The 18,406-nt window shown below is 40.1% G+C and carries 14 protein-coding genes and 1 pseudogene; 5 read left to right on the plus strand and 10 right to left on the minus strand.

Going from position 1 to position 18,406, the window contains the following annotated elements:
- Positions 1 to 143: 143 nt before the first annotated feature.
- The 8 genes from M3600_RS17900 to M3600_RS17935 form a co-directional block, all read right to left on the minus strand.
- Positions 144 to 3,254 carry an alpha-mannosidase gene (locus tag M3600_RS17900; protein WP_251646946.1) on the minus strand — a complete coding sequence of 1,037 codons (3,111 nt, stop codon included), beginning with the start codon at positions 3,252 to 3,254 and terminating at the stop codon, positions 144 to 146.
- Positions 3,255 to 3,271: 17 nt separating this feature from the next.
- Positions 3,272 to 5,152 carry a beta-N-acetylhexosaminidase gene (locus M3600_RS17905; RefSeq protein WP_251646948.1) on the minus strand — a complete coding sequence of 627 codons (1,881 nt, stop codon included), beginning with the start codon at positions 5,150 to 5,152 and terminating at the stop codon, positions 3,272 to 3,274.
- Positions 5,153 to 5,171: 19 nt separating this feature from the next.
- Complete coding sequence (locus M3600_RS17910; protein ID WP_233315552.1) at positions 5,172 to 5,795, minus strand: YesL family protein; 624 nt, start codon at positions 5,793 to 5,795, stop codon at positions 5,172 to 5,174.
- A gap of 15 nt (positions 5,796 to 5,810) precedes the next feature.
- Positions 5,811 to 7,136, minus strand: a complete 1,326-nt coding sequence (locus M3600_RS17915) for a glycoside hydrolase family 125 protein (RefSeq protein WP_233315553.1) — start codon at positions 7,134 to 7,136, stop codon at positions 5,811 to 5,813.
- Positions 7,133 to 9,835, minus strand: a complete 2,703-nt coding sequence (locus M3600_RS17920; protein WP_251646951.1) for an alpha-mannosidase — start codon at positions 9,833 to 9,835, stop codon at positions 7,133 to 7,135. The genes M3600_RS17915 and M3600_RS17920 overlap by 4 nt, the downstream gene beginning before the upstream one ends.
- A gap of 259 nt (positions 9,836 to 10,094) precedes the next feature.
- Positions 10,095 to 10,850 carry an SDR family oxidoreductase gene (locus tag M3600_RS17925; RefSeq protein WP_233315555.1) on the minus strand — a complete coding sequence of 252 codons (756 nt, stop codon included), beginning with the start codon at positions 10,848 to 10,850 and terminating at the stop codon, positions 10,095 to 10,097.
- A gap of 306 nt (positions 10,851 to 11,156) precedes the next feature.
- The gene (locus M3600_RS17930; RefSeq protein WP_233315556.1) at positions 11,157 to 12,356 is read right to left on the minus strand and encodes an MFS transporter; all 1,200 of its coding nucleotides are present in this window, start codon (positions 12,354 to 12,356) and stop codon (positions 11,157 to 11,159) included.
- A 197-nt stretch (positions 12,357 to 12,553) separates the two neighbouring features.
- A complete protein-coding gene (locus tag M3600_RS17935; RefSeq protein WP_237944046.1) occupies positions 12,554 to 12,955 on the minus strand; it encodes a MerR family transcriptional regulator in 402 nt (133 codons plus the stop codon).
- 168 nt (positions 12,956 to 13,123) lie between these two features.
- Between M3600_RS17935 and M3600_RS17940 the strand changes: the two genes are divergently transcribed.
- Together M3600_RS17940 and M3600_RS17945 are read left to right on the plus strand one after the other, a co-directional pair.
- Positions 13,124 to 13,456: a carboxymuconolactone decarboxylase family protein gene (locus M3600_RS17940; RefSeq protein ID WP_251646954.1), complete on the plus strand. Its 333-nt coding sequence runs from the start codon at positions 13,124 to 13,126 to the stop codon at positions 13,454 to 13,456.
- Between the two features lie 4 nt (positions 13,457 to 13,460).
- A complete protein-coding gene (locus M3600_RS17945; RefSeq protein WP_233315559.1) occupies positions 13,461 to 13,856 on the plus strand; it encodes a cupin domain-containing protein in 396 nt (131 codons plus the stop codon).
- A gap of 43 nt (positions 13,857 to 13,899) precedes the next feature.
- Here the strand turns inward: M3600_RS17945 and M3600_RS17950 are convergent, their stop codons facing one another.
- Positions 13,900 to 14,814, minus strand: a complete 915-nt coding sequence (locus tag M3600_RS17950) for an AraC family transcriptional regulator (RefSeq protein WP_251646955.1) — start codon at positions 14,812 to 14,814, stop codon at positions 13,900 to 13,902.
- 187 nt (positions 14,815 to 15,001) lie between these two features.
- On the opposite strand from M3600_RS17950, the gene M3600_RS17955 reads away from it, so the two are divergent.
- The 3 genes and pseudogenes from M3600_RS17955 (at position 15,002) to M3600_RS17965 (ending at position 17,895) form a co-directional block, all read left to right on the plus strand.
- Positions 15,002 to 15,289 carry an HPr family phosphocarrier protein gene (locus M3600_RS17955; protein WP_233315561.1) on the plus strand — a complete coding sequence of 96 codons (288 nt, stop codon included), beginning with the start codon at positions 15,002 to 15,004 and terminating at the stop codon, positions 15,287 to 15,289.
- Positions 15,290 to 15,569: 280 nt separating this feature from the next.
- Positions 15,570 to 17,303, plus strand: a pseudogene (locus tag M3600_RS17960) (ABC transporter ATP-binding protein).
- A 175-nt stretch (positions 17,304 to 17,478) separates the two neighbouring features.
- The gene (locus M3600_RS17965; RefSeq protein ID WP_233315663.1) at positions 17,479 to 17,895 is read left to right on the plus strand and encodes a DUF1284 domain-containing protein; all 417 of its coding nucleotides are present in this window, start codon (positions 17,479 to 17,481) and stop codon (positions 17,893 to 17,895) included.
- A 46-nt stretch (positions 17,896 to 17,941) separates the two neighbouring features.
- Here the strand turns inward: M3600_RS17965 and M3600_RS17970 are convergent, their stop codons facing one another.
- On the minus strand, positions 17,942 to 18,406 hold the full coding sequence (locus M3600_RS17970; protein WP_237944038.1) for an NUDIX domain-containing protein: 465 nt from the start codon (positions 18,404 to 18,406) through the stop codon (positions 17,942 to 17,944).

The raw sequence follows: 18,406 nt of genomic DNA on the forward strand, positions 1-18,406 counted from the left end.
TATCTTATAGTAAAACGCCCCCTATTTATAGTTGACTAATTTAGGATTAAGTGCAAAAATCTTAGAATTATAAAAAATTAGCGGAAATTAGTCAACAAAGCGCAAAAAAGACCGGAAAGTGTTGCTCTCCGGTCATCTTTATTCTACAAAACTCTAAAGGTTTTTATCTCATATGGTTTTATTTCAAACTGAATCGGTGAGGCAGACTCTTCTCCAAGCGGTTCCTCCATCAAATTGGTTTCCACCCATGATGTGCTATCCTTTAAGACAGAAAGATTCACCTTTCCTCTTCGGCCTTCATATTCATGCAAGCGGATAATAATTCCGTTGCCGTCGAAGCTTGGTTTAATCGCGTCTACCCAAACATGGTCTGAGTCAATTTCTAGGAAGGACGCTGCCTTTGTCCATCCTCCTTTAAAAACGGCAACAGGGTCGTTCAAATCCCATGCTTTCTCCACTGTACCAGCTTGGCGCCAATCACCCATATGCGGATAAAGAGAATAAGTAAACGAATGTCTTCCTTGATCTGCTTGCGGGTCAGGATGTGTCGCTGCTTTTAATAAGGAGATTCGCATTGTTTTATCTTTAATATCATAGCCGTATTTGGAATCATTCAGCAAGCTCACCCCGTAATCTGGTTCTGACAAGTCAGCCCACTGGTGGGCAACACCTTCAAACTTAGCCATATCCCAGCTAGTATTCCAATGGGTCGGACGCTTCACATTTCCATATTGAATATCATATGTTGCCTCCGTTGCACGGATTTCGACAGGAAAGGCGCTTTTAAGCAGCTTATGCTTTTCATGCCAATCGACCGTTGTATCGAAATCTATTCTGCGATCATTATGATAAAAGATGATGCGCTGGGAAATTTCCGAATGATGATAGGTCCACTTCGCCAGAATCGTAAATACCAATTCGCCATTTTCCACGACTTCAAATGAGCATAAATTCCGGATTTCTTCCATTTTTTCTTGATAGAAGATATCGATATCCCACGCATCATGAGCAAGCGGCTTATCCTCAAAAATTTGCAGTACGTTCCCGTTTTGCCTGCTGCTGAGCACTTGACGACCTGCTTCCTTGTCAAATATGGACGTCATTTGGCCATATTCGTTCCATTCAACTGTATAATATTTTGTTTCAAGTTTCCGATTTTGATAGAGAAAATTAGATTCTGCCTTTGGAACGGCTGCTGAATGGTCAAAATATAATGATGCTGCACCAAAAGCTGGGAGGGTATCCGCCTCAACAAGCCAGCTATTATTCCGCTTTTGCTGTGGCAAGATATCTCCTTTACTGTTCTTCCAGACACCTTCAGTCATATCATCAAATGAAGGCACAGCAACATTCCTCTTCCCTTTGTAGCCTGTTGCGTTCACTAACACAACAGACTGGTCATCCTTGTTCATATTCTGCTGAAGTATACGAGATTCCAAGCTTTCCACTAACTGAAGTGCTTCCTTATATTCTTCTCTAGCATCCTCATAGACTTCATGAATGGAGGAGCCAGGAATAATATCATGAAATTGATTCCGTAAAATAATCTTCCAGCCTTTTTTCAGCTCCTCGTTTGCAAGCTGCTGTCCAAATTCAGAAAGCCAAGCTGTTAGAAACTCAGCCCGTCTGTATAATAGCTCCAATTTACGATTAGTCTGCTTCATAAACGCTTGGCTTGTATAAGTGCCGCGATGATACTCCAAGTACAGCTCTCCATCCCATTTATGGATATAGCCATCCGCCTCTGAAACATTTTGATGGAGTTTTTTAAAGAATTCCCCTGCTGTAGATGTTTTGACGTTCGGCATGCCTGGCAGCGAATCAAAGCGTCGGCGCATTTCAAGCATATGCCGGTTCACACCACCGCCGCCATCTCCATAGCCATAGGAAAGAAGCAAATCTTTAGATAAATCTTTATCACGATAGCCTTTCCATGATCCATTGACTGTTTTAGCCGTAATAAAGCCATTATACGTATAGAACCAAGAGTCAGGAGAATTCCATGGTTCAGGTGTTGTTATAAAATGCGTTAAAATTTCTGATCCATCGATTCCTTTCCAGTAAAATGTATCGTGTGGCATCCGGTTATACTGATTCCAGCTAATCTTTGTTGTCATCATCGTTTTAATGCCAGATTTTTTTAAGATTTGCGGCAACGCCCAGCTGTAACCGAACACATCAGGCAGCCATAAATAGTCACAGTCCACTCCAAATTCCTCTTTAAAAAAATGTTTACCATGCAGAATTTGGCGGACAAGTGATTCTCCGCTTGGTATATTACAGTCAGACTCGAGCCACATTGCCCCGCCGGCTTCCCATTTGCCTTCTGCAGCTCTTTCCTTAATTTGGGCGTAAATATCAGGATAATCTGTTTTAAGATAATCATAGAGCTGCGGCTGTGTTTGCAGAAATACATAGTCAGGATATTGCTTCATTAAATGTAAGACGGTTGAAAAGGAACGAGCTGCTTTCTCTCTTGTATTTTTTAAACGCCAAAGCCAAGCTACATCAATATGGGTATGCCCGACTGTATGAATTGTAATATCAGATGATTTAGTAACAGCTTGAATGGATTCTGTAAGGTTTACTTCCGCTGCATAACAAGATTCGTAAAATACAGGGCTGCCAGGCTCGGTCCAATTAATCCGCTTTAGAGCGTCCGAAATCAGTCTTTTTAAAATACTGTAGGCAGAATCAGACTCACTGATTTCTGACAATACCTCAAAAGCCGCTAAAAGCGTGTAATACAGATTATCTACCTGCTTATCAAGCCAACCGATTGCCGCCATTTCAAGCTTCAGCTCATTCTGAACAGGAATGCCTCCCCCTTCGAATCCTGACCAAAGTCTGAAATCCAAATGAATCGGCCCTTTGGCTGTTGCTGTATCAAAAAGAACTTCCTCATGGTTAGAATCGACACCTTGATAAGGGTTTCCATTCACAAAAAGTAAGGATTCAAAGCCGGAGTTATTACCTCCTCCTGTCTTGCCGAATGAAAAGAGACCGACAATTTGCTGATTGGTATGATGCAAATGCGTATCAACCTCTGTATGAAGCCAAATATAACGGTCTCTCCCTTTCCAGTAATCACCTATTCTCATTTTATGCTGTTCATCATAGACAGATGGAGGATATGTTCCAATTTCCCCATCATCTTCTTGTATATTAAACTGTGAGATTTCCACAAGATCCCGGTACCGGTAACCTGCCAATTCCTTAATACGCTCTTCAAATTTTCTATCTGTTAAAAACATTATTTTCACCTCGTAGATTATAATGAAAAGCTGCCGGCAGTGACGATACGATGATAGACATTGCCGCCTACCAGCCCATCAGCCATTTCCCAAGGTCCATCATGGTACAGCCGGTTTTCTGCTAACTCCTCTATTTCGGATATTCTTCCTTCCATCCACTCCTGAATCCGGTACTTGACCGAATCAATCCTTGTGATAACACCACCGTAACGTATATCCATTACTTCCCAGCCAAAGGGCTTGTATGCTGCAAACCAGAGACTGCGGTGTTTTTGTCTTAACAGATCTACATTTGCTTTGATGCTATCCAAAACGGTTAGAAGTGCTTTCAGTTGTTCAAAGTCCTTATTTTCGTATGCGCTTTTTAGCTTTATCCCGATTTCCGCTTTGTCTGCTAAAACTGTTGCGAGCTGTTCATATAAACCAAACAAAGCTTCCCAGGCTGGATTGTTCTTTTTACTGATTGCGAGCACTGCTGCCAAGCGCTGATAATGCTCTCCTAGCGATAGACCGCGGACATTCTCATCATATAAACCTATTAAAATATCTTGGTAAAGCAGGACTTTAGACGTCATCGAGCTGTTCATGTTATCCTTCATAACACTGGGAGTTTCATCCAATAAACGCAAATTCATAAAATCGGCAAAAGTGCCGTCGCTGCAAAATGCAAACCGCTCAGATACCTTCTCTAACGTAACTTCCTGCTGGTAGGAGTGCTCGGCAAATAATTGCAATATTGGGTAAGCAGCAACAAACGGCGTTTCTGCTCCGTTATCTCCCCATAGTGTTACAAAGATTTGCTCTACCCCTGTTTTTTTACAGGCAGAAAGAGCTGCTCTTGTGGTACTAATTGCCTTGCCGTAGTTCGGCGCCAGTCCATTCCAAGTCCAAGCACCACCAGCAAAAATTGGCTTCCCGCCAAGCAACTTATGCTTTTGGATATCTTGTTCATACACTTCTTGTTCGTTGCGGTAATAATTCCAGTACACATACTCAATAGGAGGAATTCCATTCATAATATCTGCTCGGATGTTTCCCGTTTCATCCTTATACGGGCTGTTTTCGGCAAACAATGGATAATACATATCACTCCAAATCATTGGTTGTAATCCAAGCTTATCGGTTATAGAGACAAGCTTTTGAAGATGACGATTCATAATGTCAATATGATGCTCATACCCGTGCTCTTCCAAATATTTTCCTAAGCCAAGCTGGAATGTCTCATCCATGCCAATATGAATCCTGTTTGTACGAAACGGCTCAGAAGCTGCCTTTAAGCAACTTTCTAAAAACTCATATGTCTCCGTTTTGTCGACTAGTAAAATATCATCTGTATCTTTAAAACTAGAAGCATAATTCCACTTAAGAGCTTCTCGTAAATGCCCCAAGGTTTGGATGCATGGGATTATGTCTATCCCAAGTGTCTCCGCATATTCATCGCAGGTCTTGAGCTCCTTGATAGTATATTTCCCACGCATATATCCGAAATAAGGGTAATCCTTCACCTCATACGTATCCTCTGTATATAGCATCAAAGTATCTAATCCTAGCAGCGCCATATGCTCGAGCAGCTTTTTCACTTCATGAACAGTTGGTACAGCATTTCGCGATGCATCCAGCATGACACCGCTCATCGTAAATTGTGGTGTCTCTGTTATATCGAATTCATGATTCTTTCGATAATTTTCCAGCCATAATCCAAGTGCTCGGAAGAAATGAATTGGCTTTGCAAACGATATTTCTCCTTTGCCGCTGCTACTAGTAATGCGCAACGGCCCCTGAACTTGTTTAACTTGAATAGGGTAACCATCACTTGTCAGCTTTATCTTTAATTTCTGTGTAATAAATTCAAGACCCGCTGCCACATTCGCTGTGTCTCCCTTTAAAAACAGTTCCATTTGTTTCCCCCTATGTTAGTTAATATTGCTGCTGTACTCTACTCTCTAAAAATGCAAATCTGCTCAGACAAACCTTCATCATCCAAAAAGCAGGAGCCACCGCAGAAATGAAGGGGATGAGACCGGGCATCTGATTAATCAGGCTCCCAATCACAAAAAAGCCGGCACCAATTCCTATCGTTGATGGTAAGCTCGTTAAAGTGATCAGAAATGATTGTTTAATATATTCCTTATTCGACAACTCGTAATGAACATAAACAGCAAAGAAATAGCTTACTACTAATAACAGAATCAGCAGCATAATGGAAAAAATGATAGACAGGAAGCTGGCCAAAACACCTGACATAAAGGTTTCTGTCAATCGGATATCAAGATAAAGAAACAGGCCTATGCTGTAAAAAACAAGGCCTATTTGATTGCTTCTCTTCCATTCTTTTAAATACACTTGCTTAAAGGTTTTCCATATTGGGAAATCTGTATCCTTCCGCAGCCATTTACGCACAATTGTAAACAGGGCGACAGTCGCTGGAAAAAAACCAAAAATCCCTAGTCCTAAGACGATAAAGGCAATCCAGCATAAGTTTACGAAGATTCCTCGCCATATCCATTCACACACAACAATAATCGATGAACCTTTCTTCAATTTTGGCCACCCTTTCTATTTGGTAATGTGTTTCTGCAATTGATGATACAGAGGACTCCCTTTAACTGCTTTACCTGTTAAACTGAGTACAAATTCGCTGAACATTGTATTAGCCCACGCAAACCAATCTCTTGTAAATTCCTCAGGACAATCTGCGTTAAAGCCTTCGTGCATAAAATTTGTGCCGCCATCTGTGTTTTTGAATGAAGCTAAAATCTGTTGTTTTTCCTCTGCACTTGCTGCTGTCATCCCTTGAATAGCTAAGGCAATATGCCAAATATAGTGGTCTGGAGTATGCGGGCTGCCAATCCCATTTGCGAATTTGCCTTCGTAATAATAAGGATTATCCCTGCTTAAAAGAAAATTCCGTGTGTTGAGATAGGTTGTATCATCAAAATGTTGGTACCCTAAATACGGAGCTGCCAGCAAGCTTGGAACATTGGCATCATCCATTAAATGCACACGACCTTCTCCGTCCGTTTCATAAACGTACATCTCGCCGTAAATCGGATGCTCTAATTTCGCATACTGCTCTATGCCTTGCTTGATTTCCTTCTGAAGCCTTAAGCATTCTTCCTTTAAGGAAGCATCATTTAATACCTCACCACTTATTTCTGCAGCATATCCTAACACGACTACCGCAAACATATTAGCCGGAACAAGATAACCGTAGGTGCAGGCATCATCGCTTGGGCGGAAGGCGCTCCAGGTCATGCCAGTAGGGATCACCCGGCCGCCTTTTCCTTGGCGGATTAATGTATCTGATTGGCGCACATCTGCCCGCTCAAACCGGTATGATGACTTGTTTTCGTGATCTTGCTCTGTTCTCCAAACTTCAATAACCGTCTCACACACCTCTTTAAATGTTTCCTGTATATACTTAGTCCGTCCAGTTGACTTCCAAAATAAATAAGCAAGCTGAATGGGATAGCATAACGAATCAATTTCGTATTTCCGTTCCCAAATATGCGGAGTCATATCGGTACAATCGGTTTGGTGCCCTCTGCCGTTTTCTGTTTCGTTAAATGCGTTTGCATATGGATCATGCATAATGAAAGCAAATTGCTGACGAATGACTCCTTCAAGTAAATCAGCAAGCTCTTCATCCTCCTCTGCAGCAAGTAAATACGGGCGCACTTGGGCAGCTGAATCTCTTAACCACATCGCCGGAATATCTCCAGTTACAACAAAGGTTTTTCCGTCTGCCAGCTTTTTCATTGTTGTTGTATACGTATTAACGAAGCATTGTTCAAACATTTGCTGCAGCTTTTCATCCTCAGGAAAAAAATCCTTTACATGTTGAATTAATTTTTGCAATGATTTTGGAATTGCTGTTGTCATAGTCGCTCTCCTTTTTGAAAACCGATAGTTATAATTTCATGACCTGCTGCATTGTAGTGATTACTAGATTCATTGCTTCTTTCTTCAAGTATCGTACTCTTATAGGCTGCAAAATCTGTCCCTATAGAAGCCTTTAGATTGCCGCTTTCTGGGCTAGGGTTAAACCAACGAATCATTATGTCATCACAATCCTCTGCCAGTTTCATAGATGTCCACGCTAGCCCTTCTGACTCCCACTTCACAAATCTGTGTTCAGCAGGCAATTCCCCCTTATGTGCACTGGTTTGTATAACCTGAAGAGGAACTTTATATTGATAAGCGTCCACATATGCCTTTGATGCAATAACATCTTTCTCATGGATAAAAACTTGCCACTCAGCTGTTTGAGTCCCTAAGCATTGTGCTTCAGGTGTCGGGAAATATCCCCAGTCACCAAGCTCAGCTACAGAACGAAGTACGGTGATGGCAATCGTTCCGTCTTCTGGCAGAATTTCATATTCTTGAAGGCCATCCGTCACTACAGTGAAGCCCTTTTTTTCATCAGCAATGCTGGCAAAACGCTGCAGATGATGACAAAAGCTAGGGTTTTCCCACTCTTGTTCCGGAATATTGGGACGAGTCACAATCTCAAAAATACTGTCCGCACGATGTGTATCCGTTTCCATTTTTGTTGGAAACAGGACGCGCAGGCGATGATCTGTTGCTTGATTATCCATTGTCAGCTTGAAGGCTGGTCCCTTCATCCCCTTTTCGAGAATGGCTGTTGTGCGCAATATAATCTTTTTCGTATCGCATGATCTGCCTGCTTGCCTGTCTTTATGCCAAATTAAGCTGTTTCGTTCCATGGCAAGCTGATTGTCTGCTGAAGCAGGAATAGTTAAAGTGTGTGTGAATTCAAGCTCTGTTCGAAGGGATGTTCTTTTTACTAGACGAAATACAGCTGGAACATTCTTTGTAGTTATACGCTGCCCCTTTGCTTCCTTGAACATATATTCATTTCCAACATCCCCTGTGTCCTCGTAAATACCGAGGTGATTCAAGGTCTTGCCTGTTGCTTTATCTGTTAAATTATATGTACCATCATCATGAAAGAGGACGTGAACATATTCATTTTCCATTTCCATGGCTTTGTCAGCTGTGTGTTCCTGAATCTCTTCAGCAAACTGCTCCTGTGGGATAAGATAGAAGCTTTTATAGCCGAATGCTGGGATTCCTTCAGCAAAAAAAGACAGCTTAGCCCGCTTCGCAAAAAACGGCTGGCGAAATTTATCACTAGGCAAATCATAGTCAAACTCAATCACTGGCTCTTCCACAAAACAGTTGATGCTCTTTCCGTCTTGATCAACTAATCTGTATGCAGGCATGGCTTTTTCCTGTAAATAAGCTGGTATTTGTTCAAAATGCATCTCTGAGAAATACACTTTTTCTAAATCGACTGTTTTTTCAACAACTTCATTTTTATCCCATCCTGTTGTATTTAAGACTACGAGCGGAACTGCCCCCTTTGGTGTGTTAGAGGTATCAATTTTACCTGCAAGCTCCGCACCGTGCTCACGGACGAATACTTTACCCATTTGCATAACTGTTTCAAAACGGGTCACCATTTCGCGATGAACTTCATCAACACTGCAGCCGCAAATACTGTCATGAGGATGATTTTTCATTAATGATTTCCACATGAAGCGCAAATATTCTCTTGGATACTTTCCTCCTGCTAAATAGCCAAAAGTTGCGAGCGGTTCTGCAATCTTTTCCATAAGAGTTTGACAATGATTGTTCCACTGCTTTAAGTAAATGCGGCTGGATGCTGTATTTACAAGCGTCGACCAGCCATCTGTTCGTTGATTGCGCAATTCTCCTTCAATAACTTGGAGTTCGTCAGGCAGATTTGCTTTTAACGCTTCTGTATAATCAGCGAAGCTGGAATGCTTAAAAGAATAGCCAGGGTAGAGGCGCGTTGCGGTTTCAATGGCCTTTGGAATTGTTTTTTGGAGCGGCTGATGATCACATCCGTTCATAAACAATAACTGATTTGTAGACGCATATTTTTCCGCATCCTGCAGTTTGCGGTCCCAAAATATTTTCGCTTCCGCTTCATCAACTGGTATTTCATTACCGTTTGAATACCAATTAGCAAAAAGAATTCCTAGTACTTCAGAGCCGTCTGGCGCCTTCCAAATCATCTCAGAAAAAGGTGATTCGAAATTAGGAGAATCTGACACCATATTATTAAAGCCAGTAGGTTTTACGCCTCTTCCAAAAGCAGCTGTATCAATGCCAGCTTGCTTTAACAGCTGTGGTGCCTGCCCGTAAATGCCAAAAGTATCAGGAAAATACCCAAGCTTTGATACATGCCCATAGTCTTTTGCATCATGCAAACCTATTTGCAAGTTCCGTACATTGGCTTCCGAACTTGTTAAAAAAGCATCCTGCAGCACATACCATGGTCCAATATGAAGCTTTTTGTTTTCTATTAATTGCTTGACTGCCTCCCGTTTCTCCGGATGAACAGCAAAGTAGTCCTCTAACAGTACAGTTTGACCATCCAGATGGAAGGATTGAAAAGCATTTCCTTCTGCTTGAAACTGGTCTAACAATTCATTCATCAGTTTTAGAAAATAGTAACGGTGCTGTTCAAAGGACAGATACCATTCCCTGTCCCAATGAGTGTGGGAGATAATATGTGCCGTTTTTTTCATTGATTTTACCCGCCTTTCTTTATGCCAGCTTTAAGAAAACGCTATCATTTTAGAATTATTGCTTTTCTTTCATTTTAATCATCCTGCATGACAGAGCAATAGATTGGGGGGAAGTTCTATAGATTTTACAGTGTATCTAATATTAGTCCATGAAAATGATTCATGCCATCAGGTTTGTCCCCTTTTTTGCCTTTTCCAATAAATAAAAATCAAAAAAGCTGTGCCAATGAATCTTGGAACAGCTTTGTTAATCACTTATTTAACCTCTAATAAATCCACCTTCTGAATGGATGATCTGTCCAGTTATCCACTTTGCTTCCTCACTTGCAAGAAAAGCAATGGTGGATGCAACATCTTCTGGCAGCCCAATGCGCCCCATCGGAAATTTAGGCAGCAGATGCTCTCTTATTTCATCGTTCATCCACGTGGAATCAGTAGGTCCTGGGTTTACGGCATTAACTGTAATTCCTAATGATGCAACCTCTTGTGACAGTGACTTTGTGAATGCGGAAATAGCACCTTTCGTTGCAGCATATGCAAGCTCTCCCGGCATTGGTCCGATATCTTGTCCTGATGTCATATTAATAATTCTGCCTGCTGTGAAACCAGACTTTGGAAAACGGCGGACAAACTCGACACAAAGCAGAAGAGTGGTTCTCATATTAACTGCATAATGTTCATCAAGCGTTTTAGCATCAAGTAATTTGTATCCATCATTCTTTGAATGAGCTGCGTTGTTTACTAGAATAGAAGGAAAACCAAGTTTGGTTTCCGCTGTATCAAATAAGACATATGCAGCATTTGCATTAGCTAAATCAATTTCTAAGCTTTCACAACGGACTCCTACATTAACCATTTCTTGCTGAAACTCCTCTACCCAATCATTTTCAGCTTTCCAATACGTAAAGAAGATATTTATCCCTTGTGATGCTAATTTTCTGCAAATGGCTGTTCCAATGTCTCGTGGGCTGCTTGCACCTGTTATAATTGCTGTTTTATTTTTTAATTGAGTCATTAATATCTCCCCTATTCAAGGGACACACCGATATAGAAAACAGATCCAATTGGACTCTGCTTAGCAGCGGAAATAAATAATTCCATACCCCGCATCCCTTTAATGATATTTAAATACCGCAACATACAACTTCCCTATCAGGATTTGTTTCGATTCGATAGTCATTAAAGAGTTAGCCACATATGAAATATTAATTCCCCTTTCTTCCATCTCTGCTTTTATTATATTTTCTTGGAACATTGGAGACAATTATTTTTAGAACATTTCCACAAAAAAGAACCTCCACCGTAAGTGAAGGCCTTTTGTTTAGTATGATACTTCATTTAACGCTTTTTCTTTCCACACGACAGTAAGGCATAAGCCTACTATCATAACAACGCCTGCAAAAAGGAATGGGAAATTAATATTTAGATCAAATAAAATTCCGCCTAGGGCAGGACCAAAAATATTTCCTAAGCTTGTGTAGGTTGAGTTCATTCCAGCAACAAAACCTTGCTGTTTGCCAGCCGCTTTGGACAAAAAAGTTGTCAATGCTGGGCGCAGCAGATCGAATGCTAAGAAAATAAAGCATGTAACAAGCAAGACAACGATAAATCCTGACATAAATGTCGAAACGAAGGCTAATACTGCACCAACAATTAAACAAAGCTGGATAACCCTTTTTTCACCAAGCTTATTTACTAATTTACCGAACCATGCAATTTGAACAATAACAGCGAAAATGGAACTAATCGTAATAATTGTGGCAATATCCTTCGGTGTGAAGCCAAACTTATGATCAGAGAACAGGCTGAACACCGTTTCATAAGCAGATAAACCAAAGGCAAGAACAAACACAATGATAAAGGCAATCAGATAAATCGGATGTAGTGATTGTTTCAAGTCTTTCAAGAAGTTAGTTTTCTGACTATTTTCAGCAAGCTCAGCAAGCTCACTCTTAGACAACGGCTCTTTCAAAATAAAGACAGATGTGAATGCTGCCAGGAATGCAATCGCAGCAGCAAAGAAAAACGGCATTCGAATGCCAAAGTCAGCGATAAAGCCCCCTGCTCCCGGGCCAATAATAAAGCCTGTGCTGATTGCAGCAGAAACATAGCCCATCGCCTTTGATCTTTCCTGAATGGTTGTAATATCTGCAACATATGCCGTTACAGCTGGCATAATAAACGCAGCGCTGACACCACCCAATATTCTCGATATATATAATACAGCAACATTGGTTCCCAATCCGAAAATCAATTCAGACACTCCAAATATTACAAGACCGATAACAATCATCTTTTTTCTGCCAAACCGGTCTACCCATCTTCCTGCAAAAGGTGACACAACAAGCTGCGAGAAAGCAAACACAGCAACAAGATAGCCCATTGTGCTTCCTGTTATATGCATCATGTTCATGAAGGAAGGCATGACAGGAATAATCAAGCCTATTCCTAAAAATACGATAAAAAGATTGCTTAATAAAATAACTAAAACCATTTTTTGTTCTTTGATTGGTTTTTGCATATGCACTCACTTCCCTAGTAAGATGTAATCTTTTATTTGCGAAACCATTCTAACGAACGGTCGTTAGTTATCATACCAAATAAAAGCACTTTCAGCAATTACTCTTATTTTTTTACAACAATTTTTTTTAAAACAGCCTCTTTAGGATGCTACATATAGAAGAAATTATAAGGCTAATGGGTTTATGCCCATTAGCCTTATTTTGACTTTTCATGATGATAAAGAACAAAATCGTATTTGTTACCGTCTAGCTGATCTTGATAAAATTCAATTTTACTGGTTAAGATATTCATACTTTCCTGCAGCTCTTGTATTTGCTTTGCTAGAAGACTTTTCCGTTTTTCGAGAAGATCTTTTCTTTCTAAAATTGTCGATTCGCCTATTGCACGCCAATTTGTATATTGTTTCAGCTCTGTAATCGACATGCCGGAACTCTTTAAATGCAGCAAGAATTGAACCCAGCCAATATCCTGTTCTGTATATTCCCGCAGATTATTTTCATCTCGTCCGGGAGTTAATAGCCCTTCTTTTTCGTAGTATCTGAGCATGCTTGATGTTACACCGATAATCTTAGCAAACTCTCCAATAGAATAAGTCAAATGGTCCACCTCTATTTGTATATTGCTTTTAACAGCATTGACTTATGTAAATGCTTAAGAAAATAAACGATTTTCTTAAAAACTATCATCCATTCCCTTGCCTTAAAGTACACTTTAAGGTCTATACTTCATCTTGTAAAGCGATAGTTTAAGAAAGGAATGAGCTAAATGGCGGAAAAACAAACAGCTGAACGAGATTTATTAGGAGATTTTGCTCCAAAATTTGCTGAGTTAAATGATGATGTGCTATTCGGAGAGGTTTGGTCAAGAGAAAAAGAGCTCTCACCCCGGGACCGCAGCATGATAACAGTTTCCGCATTATTAGCAGGCGGCAACTTTGAACAGTTAACACCCCATTTGCATAAGGCAAAGGCTAATGGAATAACAAAGGAAGAAATCGCCGAAATAATTACACATCTTGCATTTTATGCTGGTTGGCCAAAAGCCTGGTCAGCATTCAACATCGCGAAATCAATCTACGAATCAGAAGAAGGCAGGTAATAATATGGAAAACGAACAGTTGAATAACAGCATCATTTTTCCACGAGGAGAAAAAGTAACAGCAAATTTTAGCGGGGATGCCTATTTACAGATGGTTTTCACAGACCCAAGCCCCCTTAATACTTCCATCGGTAATGTTACATTTGCTCCAGGTGCGCGCAATAACTGGCATTCACATAAAGTCGGGCAAGTATTGTTAGTTACTGGCGGCGAAGGCTGGTACCAAGAAGAAGGGAAAACGGCTCAGCTTCTTAAAGCTGGAGACGTAGTCAATATACCAGCTAATACAAAACATTGGCATGGGGCAACCAAGGACAGCTGGTTTGTCCATCTTGCTTTGACACCGGGAGAAACAGAGTGGCTGGAGCCTGTAAGTGATAGCACGTATAATTCTTTATAAGAAAAAGCGGACCGAACTCATGAATTCGGTCCGCTTTTTACTATTAGGCATTTTTGCTGTGTACTTGATTTTCCCTAAGCTGTTTAATGTCTTCTTTAGGCGGTAGCCCAAACATTCGGGAATACTCTCGGCTGAACTGGGACGGACTTTCATAGCCGACCTGGAAGGCAACTTCTGCTGCGTCTGTTGCTTCTGCCAATAAACGCCTCCTTGCTTCCTGCAGCCTTAAGTTCTTTTGGAATTGTATCGGGCTCATTGCTGTAACTTGTTTGAAGTACCGATGCAGTGTCGCCACACTCATATTTACCTTTTCCGCAAGCTCTTCTATCCGAAAAGCTTCGACGTAGTGACGTTTAATATACTCAATTACTTCCCTAATTCGATAGACTTGGCTTCCTTCTAACGCCATTTGCTCTAATATGTTTCCATGTGGCCCTTGCAAAACTAAATACAAAATTTCTTTCTTATAAAGTGGAGCCAGTACAGGTATATCCTGTGGTCTATCTAATAAACGGGCAAGGCGAGTTACTGCATCCAACAAAACTGGTTCTGCCTTGTCTATGAACATTGCTCTGTTCATCTTCTGGTTTGCTCTTTCATTTCTAGCTTCATCTAAAAGCGATAAAATTTCACTCGGTGTAAATTCAAGCTTAAATGCCAAGTAAGGTATATCTTTAGAAGCTTTAATTACCTGTCCGGTTACCGGCAAGTGAACAGATGAAACAATATAGTCTTGAGGACCGTACCGGAAGCGGTCACTAGCAAGTAGCACTTCTTTTTCTCCTTGAAGAATGATGCAAAACGACGGTTTAAATACGGCATGAATTGGTTCAGTAATATCAGATTCCCGGATAAAAAATAATGACGGAATAGCTGTTTTATTTGAACCTTCACTATTTGTAAAACGGTTTATAAGCTTGCTCAGCTCATTCAATTGATTTGTTGATAGTTCTGTCATAACTGCCTCCTTAAAACCTCACTCACTATTAGTGATTATAAACCAATTCCTGTAATTTTAGTAAGTGCTGTGAGAGTATTAGGCAATCTTTTGCGATGATTAGGTTACCGGTACACTGTTTTTTTATACCATAATAAAGATACAGACATCCATATTTTACCTTGGATGAAAGGAGTAGTTTCAAAAAATGACAGAAATGCATTTTAACATTATTGCCATAACAGGATTTGCCCGCCCGGCATGTTTGTTAGTAAGCAGTGCCTCTATGTTTCAATCGCGAATTTTCCTCGAATATAATAACCGTTCAGTAAATCTACAAAACTCTCCCTGTGCCATAATGGAGGTTATGTCATTGGAAATAAAACCGGGAGCATATTTCAAGGTGTGGGCAGATGGTGCAGACGAACAGAAGGCACTGCAAGCAATCGCCAAAGCCTTAACAGAAGCATGGGGGCTTCTCCCTAATGAAGTCTAATTTTATACATAAAAAAGCAAGCGCTCTTAAGTTTGGTGCTTGCTTTCATCTATAGAGCGCAAAATGTAATTATTTAGGCACAATTAACTTACATACCTGTATTCTAAACATTCTGACTGCAGTATATAATGAATCTATCTAAGCTAAGGAGGAATTCAGATGAAAAACAAAAACATGATTTTATGCGCAGAAAACTATAAGGGGCGCACTGATTCATAATTTTTCAGATGTGTATCCCCTTATATGAATTATTTAAATAATACATTTAAGGGGTTAAAACATGGATTTTCCTATAAAGAAATTTCTTTCCTATTATCAGCCATATTTAAAGCAGTTTTTTTCCATTCTAGCTTGTGCTTTGCTCGCATCAACTCTAGCATTGGCTTTTCCATTGCTTGTGCGCTATATTACAAAGGATTTTCTAGCTGGAAGTTATTCGGCCGGATTGGATCAGATATATTGGGTCGGCGGGTTAATGCTTGCATTGGTTATCGTGCAAAATCTTATCTATTTTTATGTTGATTATAAAGGGCATGAGCTTGGTGCTCGCATGGAAACAGACATGCGAAGTGAGCTGTTTGCGCATATGCAAAGTCTGCCTTTCAGCTTTTTTGATAAAGAAAAAACGGGTCAGCTAATGTCCAGAATTACCAATGATTTGCTGCTCCTCTCAGAGCTGTACCATCATGGACCGGAAGATTATCTGAAATACAGCGTCCGCTTTTTCGGCGCTTTCGTTATTCTGTTTCATATCAATGCAGCTTTAACTATTGTTGTATTTTGTTTTACCCCAGTTTTGGCTATATGTGCCTTCTTGTTTAATAAGGTGGTTAATAAAGCGTTACGTAACAACAAAGAACGGATTGCCGAGGTTAATGCTCAGGTTGAGGACAGTTTAGCCGGTATAAGAACAGTGAAATCCTTTGTTAACGAACAAGAAGAAATACTAAAATTCAACCAAAAGAACAGCTCTTTTTTTGAAAGGCGTAAAAACACATATAAAGCAGAAGCAACTTTCTATAATATTTTTCAAGTATTGCTCCAACTAATCACTGTAACAGTAGTCGTCATCGGCAGTGCCAAAATTACCAACGAAACATTAGACTTAGCTGATTTGCTGACTTTTTTGCTGTATATCAACTTTATGATTGAACCTGTTTCTCATCTTGCACATATGAGCACACAGCTACAAGAAGGGATTACAGGCTTTCAGCGATTTATGGAAATTATGAAAACCAAACCTGAAGCAGAAACACAAAGCTTACCCAGAGCTGTCATAGCTGGAAAAGTGGAGTTTCGCCATATTTCCTTCCGCTATGAAGACCGTTTGCATAATGTTTTCGAGAATTTGTCTTTGTGTATACAGCCAGGTGAGTATGTCGCTTTAGTTGGGATGTCAGGAATCGGAAAGACATCATTATGTTCCCTCATCCCCCGCTTTTATGATGTGTCAGAAGGCAAAGTGCTCGTAGATAATATGGATGTCTGAGATTATAAACTCGATTATTTAAGAAGATCAATTGGCATTGTCCAGCAAGATGTTTATCTATTTACAGGCACCATTCTAGATAATATTCGCTATGGCAAGCCTGCTGCAACGATAGATGAAATAATCACAGCCGCAAAGCATGCTGATGCCCATGATTTTATTATGAACTTACCGAACGGCTACCACTCTGAAATAGGTCAACGAGGCATTAAGCTGTCTGGTGGCCAAAAGCAGCGCCTCAGCATTGCCCGAGTTTTTCTGAAAAACCCGTCCATTCTTATTTTTGACGAAGCGACAAGTGCCTTGGATAACGCAAGCGAAGCAGTTGTCAAGAAATCGTTGGAAGCGTTAACAAAGAATAGGACTACGATTGTAATCGCACACCGCCTGTCAAGCATTCGCAATGCAGACCGAATCATCATTTTAAATAAAGATGGTATTTTAGAGGAAGGCTCACATGATAAGTTAATTCGAAACTATGGAACATATGCCCAGCTTTACTCGCGACAATTCGATTTGAATTAGCTGCAAAAAAAATCAGCTTCCATAATATTGGCAGCTGATTTCTCATTAAATTGATTTTATTTAAACATGTAAAAACCATCTATATTTACGATAACATCATTAAATGTTATATTAATAATAAGTTAACCATATATTCTTTATGGTTAACTTATTATTTTTACGGAGGATTAGAATGATGTATAAATTGCGAGGTCATCATCTTTTTTGTCTATTAGGATACAGAGGCATGGGATATTCAGAGGAATATGTAAAAAACATGACAAAACTGCATCAAACATTGAGAAATAATCCTCATACATATATTCAAATCGTAAATGAACCTGATCATTTATGCGAAAAATACCCAAACTCAGGGAAGTATCACTGTCAGGATCCACATATATATGAAAGAGATGCTGCCATTCTCAAAAAGTTAGGCCTTCAAATTGGCGAGATACTGCAGTGGCGGAATATTGAAGCAGCTGTTCGAAATCGAACTGTGCCTGCCGATATTCAAGTAGTATGTGAAACATGCTCTTGGCGTTCATACGGGGTCTGTGAGGAAGGCATTCAAGAGATGCATGATGGGAAGAGACTGCGGGAAATAAACTAATCAATGCTGCAGTATCTTTCCTCCTTTTTGGTTTCAAAAGCGTATATTAATTAATGTCTCCTAAATATACAGGTGTGGTGATATTTTGTGTATAGTTAATAATTTGTTGAAGCAGTTCTTTCGGATATATCCTGTAGTCAAGTAACTTATCGATAGGCAGCCATTCAAGACCGACTTGATTAGTGTCAGGATTTGCTGGTTTTGTTTTTTCACTTTGACCATTTTCTATATTACAAATAAAATAATGCTCAACTTGATGGAAGTCATAATCAAACGAAGCATGCTCATGGTTTTTGCCGATATATTCGCGAATAAAAACCAATGAACCGACTTCCACTTGTTCCCCGACTTCTTCCAGGCACTCTCTTCTAACGGCCTGTTCCAATGTTTCACCGTGCTCCTGCCCGCCGCCTGGGAATAAATAAAAATACCCTTCGTCGTCTTGATTCTTCGTTAACAATAACTTGTCATTATCTATGATTATTGCTTTAGCTGAAATCCTTATATTCAT

The organism is Niallia sp. MER 6 (assembly GCF_023714395.1).
Lineage (GTDB): Bacteria > Bacillota > Bacilli > Bacillales > Cytobacillaceae > Niallia.

Excerpts from the sequence above, each read along its gene's own strand:
- M3600_RS17900 (WP_251646946.1), bottom strand. The coding sequence starts at position 3,254 with ATGTTTTTAACAGATAGAAAATTTGAAGAGCGTATTAAGGAATTGGCA.
- M3600_RS17905 (WP_251646948.1), bottom strand. The coding sequence starts at position 5,152 with ATGGAACTGTTTTTAAAGGGAGACACAGCGAATGTGGCAGCGGGTCTT.
- M3600_RS17915 (WP_233315553.1), bottom strand. The coding sequence starts at position 7,136 with ATGACAACAGCAATTCCAAAATCATTGCAAAAATTAATTCAACATGTA.
- M3600_RS17920 (WP_251646951.1), bottom strand. The coding sequence starts at position 9,835 with ATGAAAAAAACGGCACATATTATCTCCCACACTCATTGGGACAGGGAA.
- M3600_RS17925 (WP_233315555.1), bottom strand. The coding sequence starts at position 10,850 with ATGACTCAATTAAAAAATAAAACAGCAATTATAACAGGTGCAAGCAGC.
- M3600_RS17930 (WP_233315556.1), bottom strand. The coding sequence starts at position 12,356 with ATGCAAAAACCAATCAAAGAACAAAAAATGGTTTTAGTTATTTTATTA.
- M3600_RS17940 (WP_251646954.1), top strand. The coding sequence starts at position 13,124 with ATGGCGGAAAAACAAACAGCTGAACGAGATTTATTAGGAGATTTTGCT.
- M3600_RS17945 (WP_233315559.1), top strand. The coding sequence starts at position 13,461 with ATGGAAAACGAACAGTTGAATAACAGCATCATTTTTCCACGAGGAGAA.
- M3600_RS17950 (WP_251646955.1), bottom strand. The coding sequence starts at position 14,814 with ATGACAGAACTATCAACAAATCAATTGAATGAGCTGAGCAAGCTTATA.
- M3600_RS17955 (WP_233315561.1), top strand. The coding sequence starts at position 15,002 with ATGACAGAAATGCATTTTAACATTATTGCCATAACAGGATTTGCCCGC.
- M3600_RS17965 (WP_233315663.1), top strand. The coding sequence starts at position 17,479 with ATGTATAAATTGCGAGGTCATCATCTTTTTTGTCTATTAGGATACAGA.
- M3600_RS17970 (WP_237944038.1), bottom strand. The coding sequence starts at position 18,406 with ATGAATATAAGGATTTCAGCTAAAGCAATAATCATAGATAATGACAAG.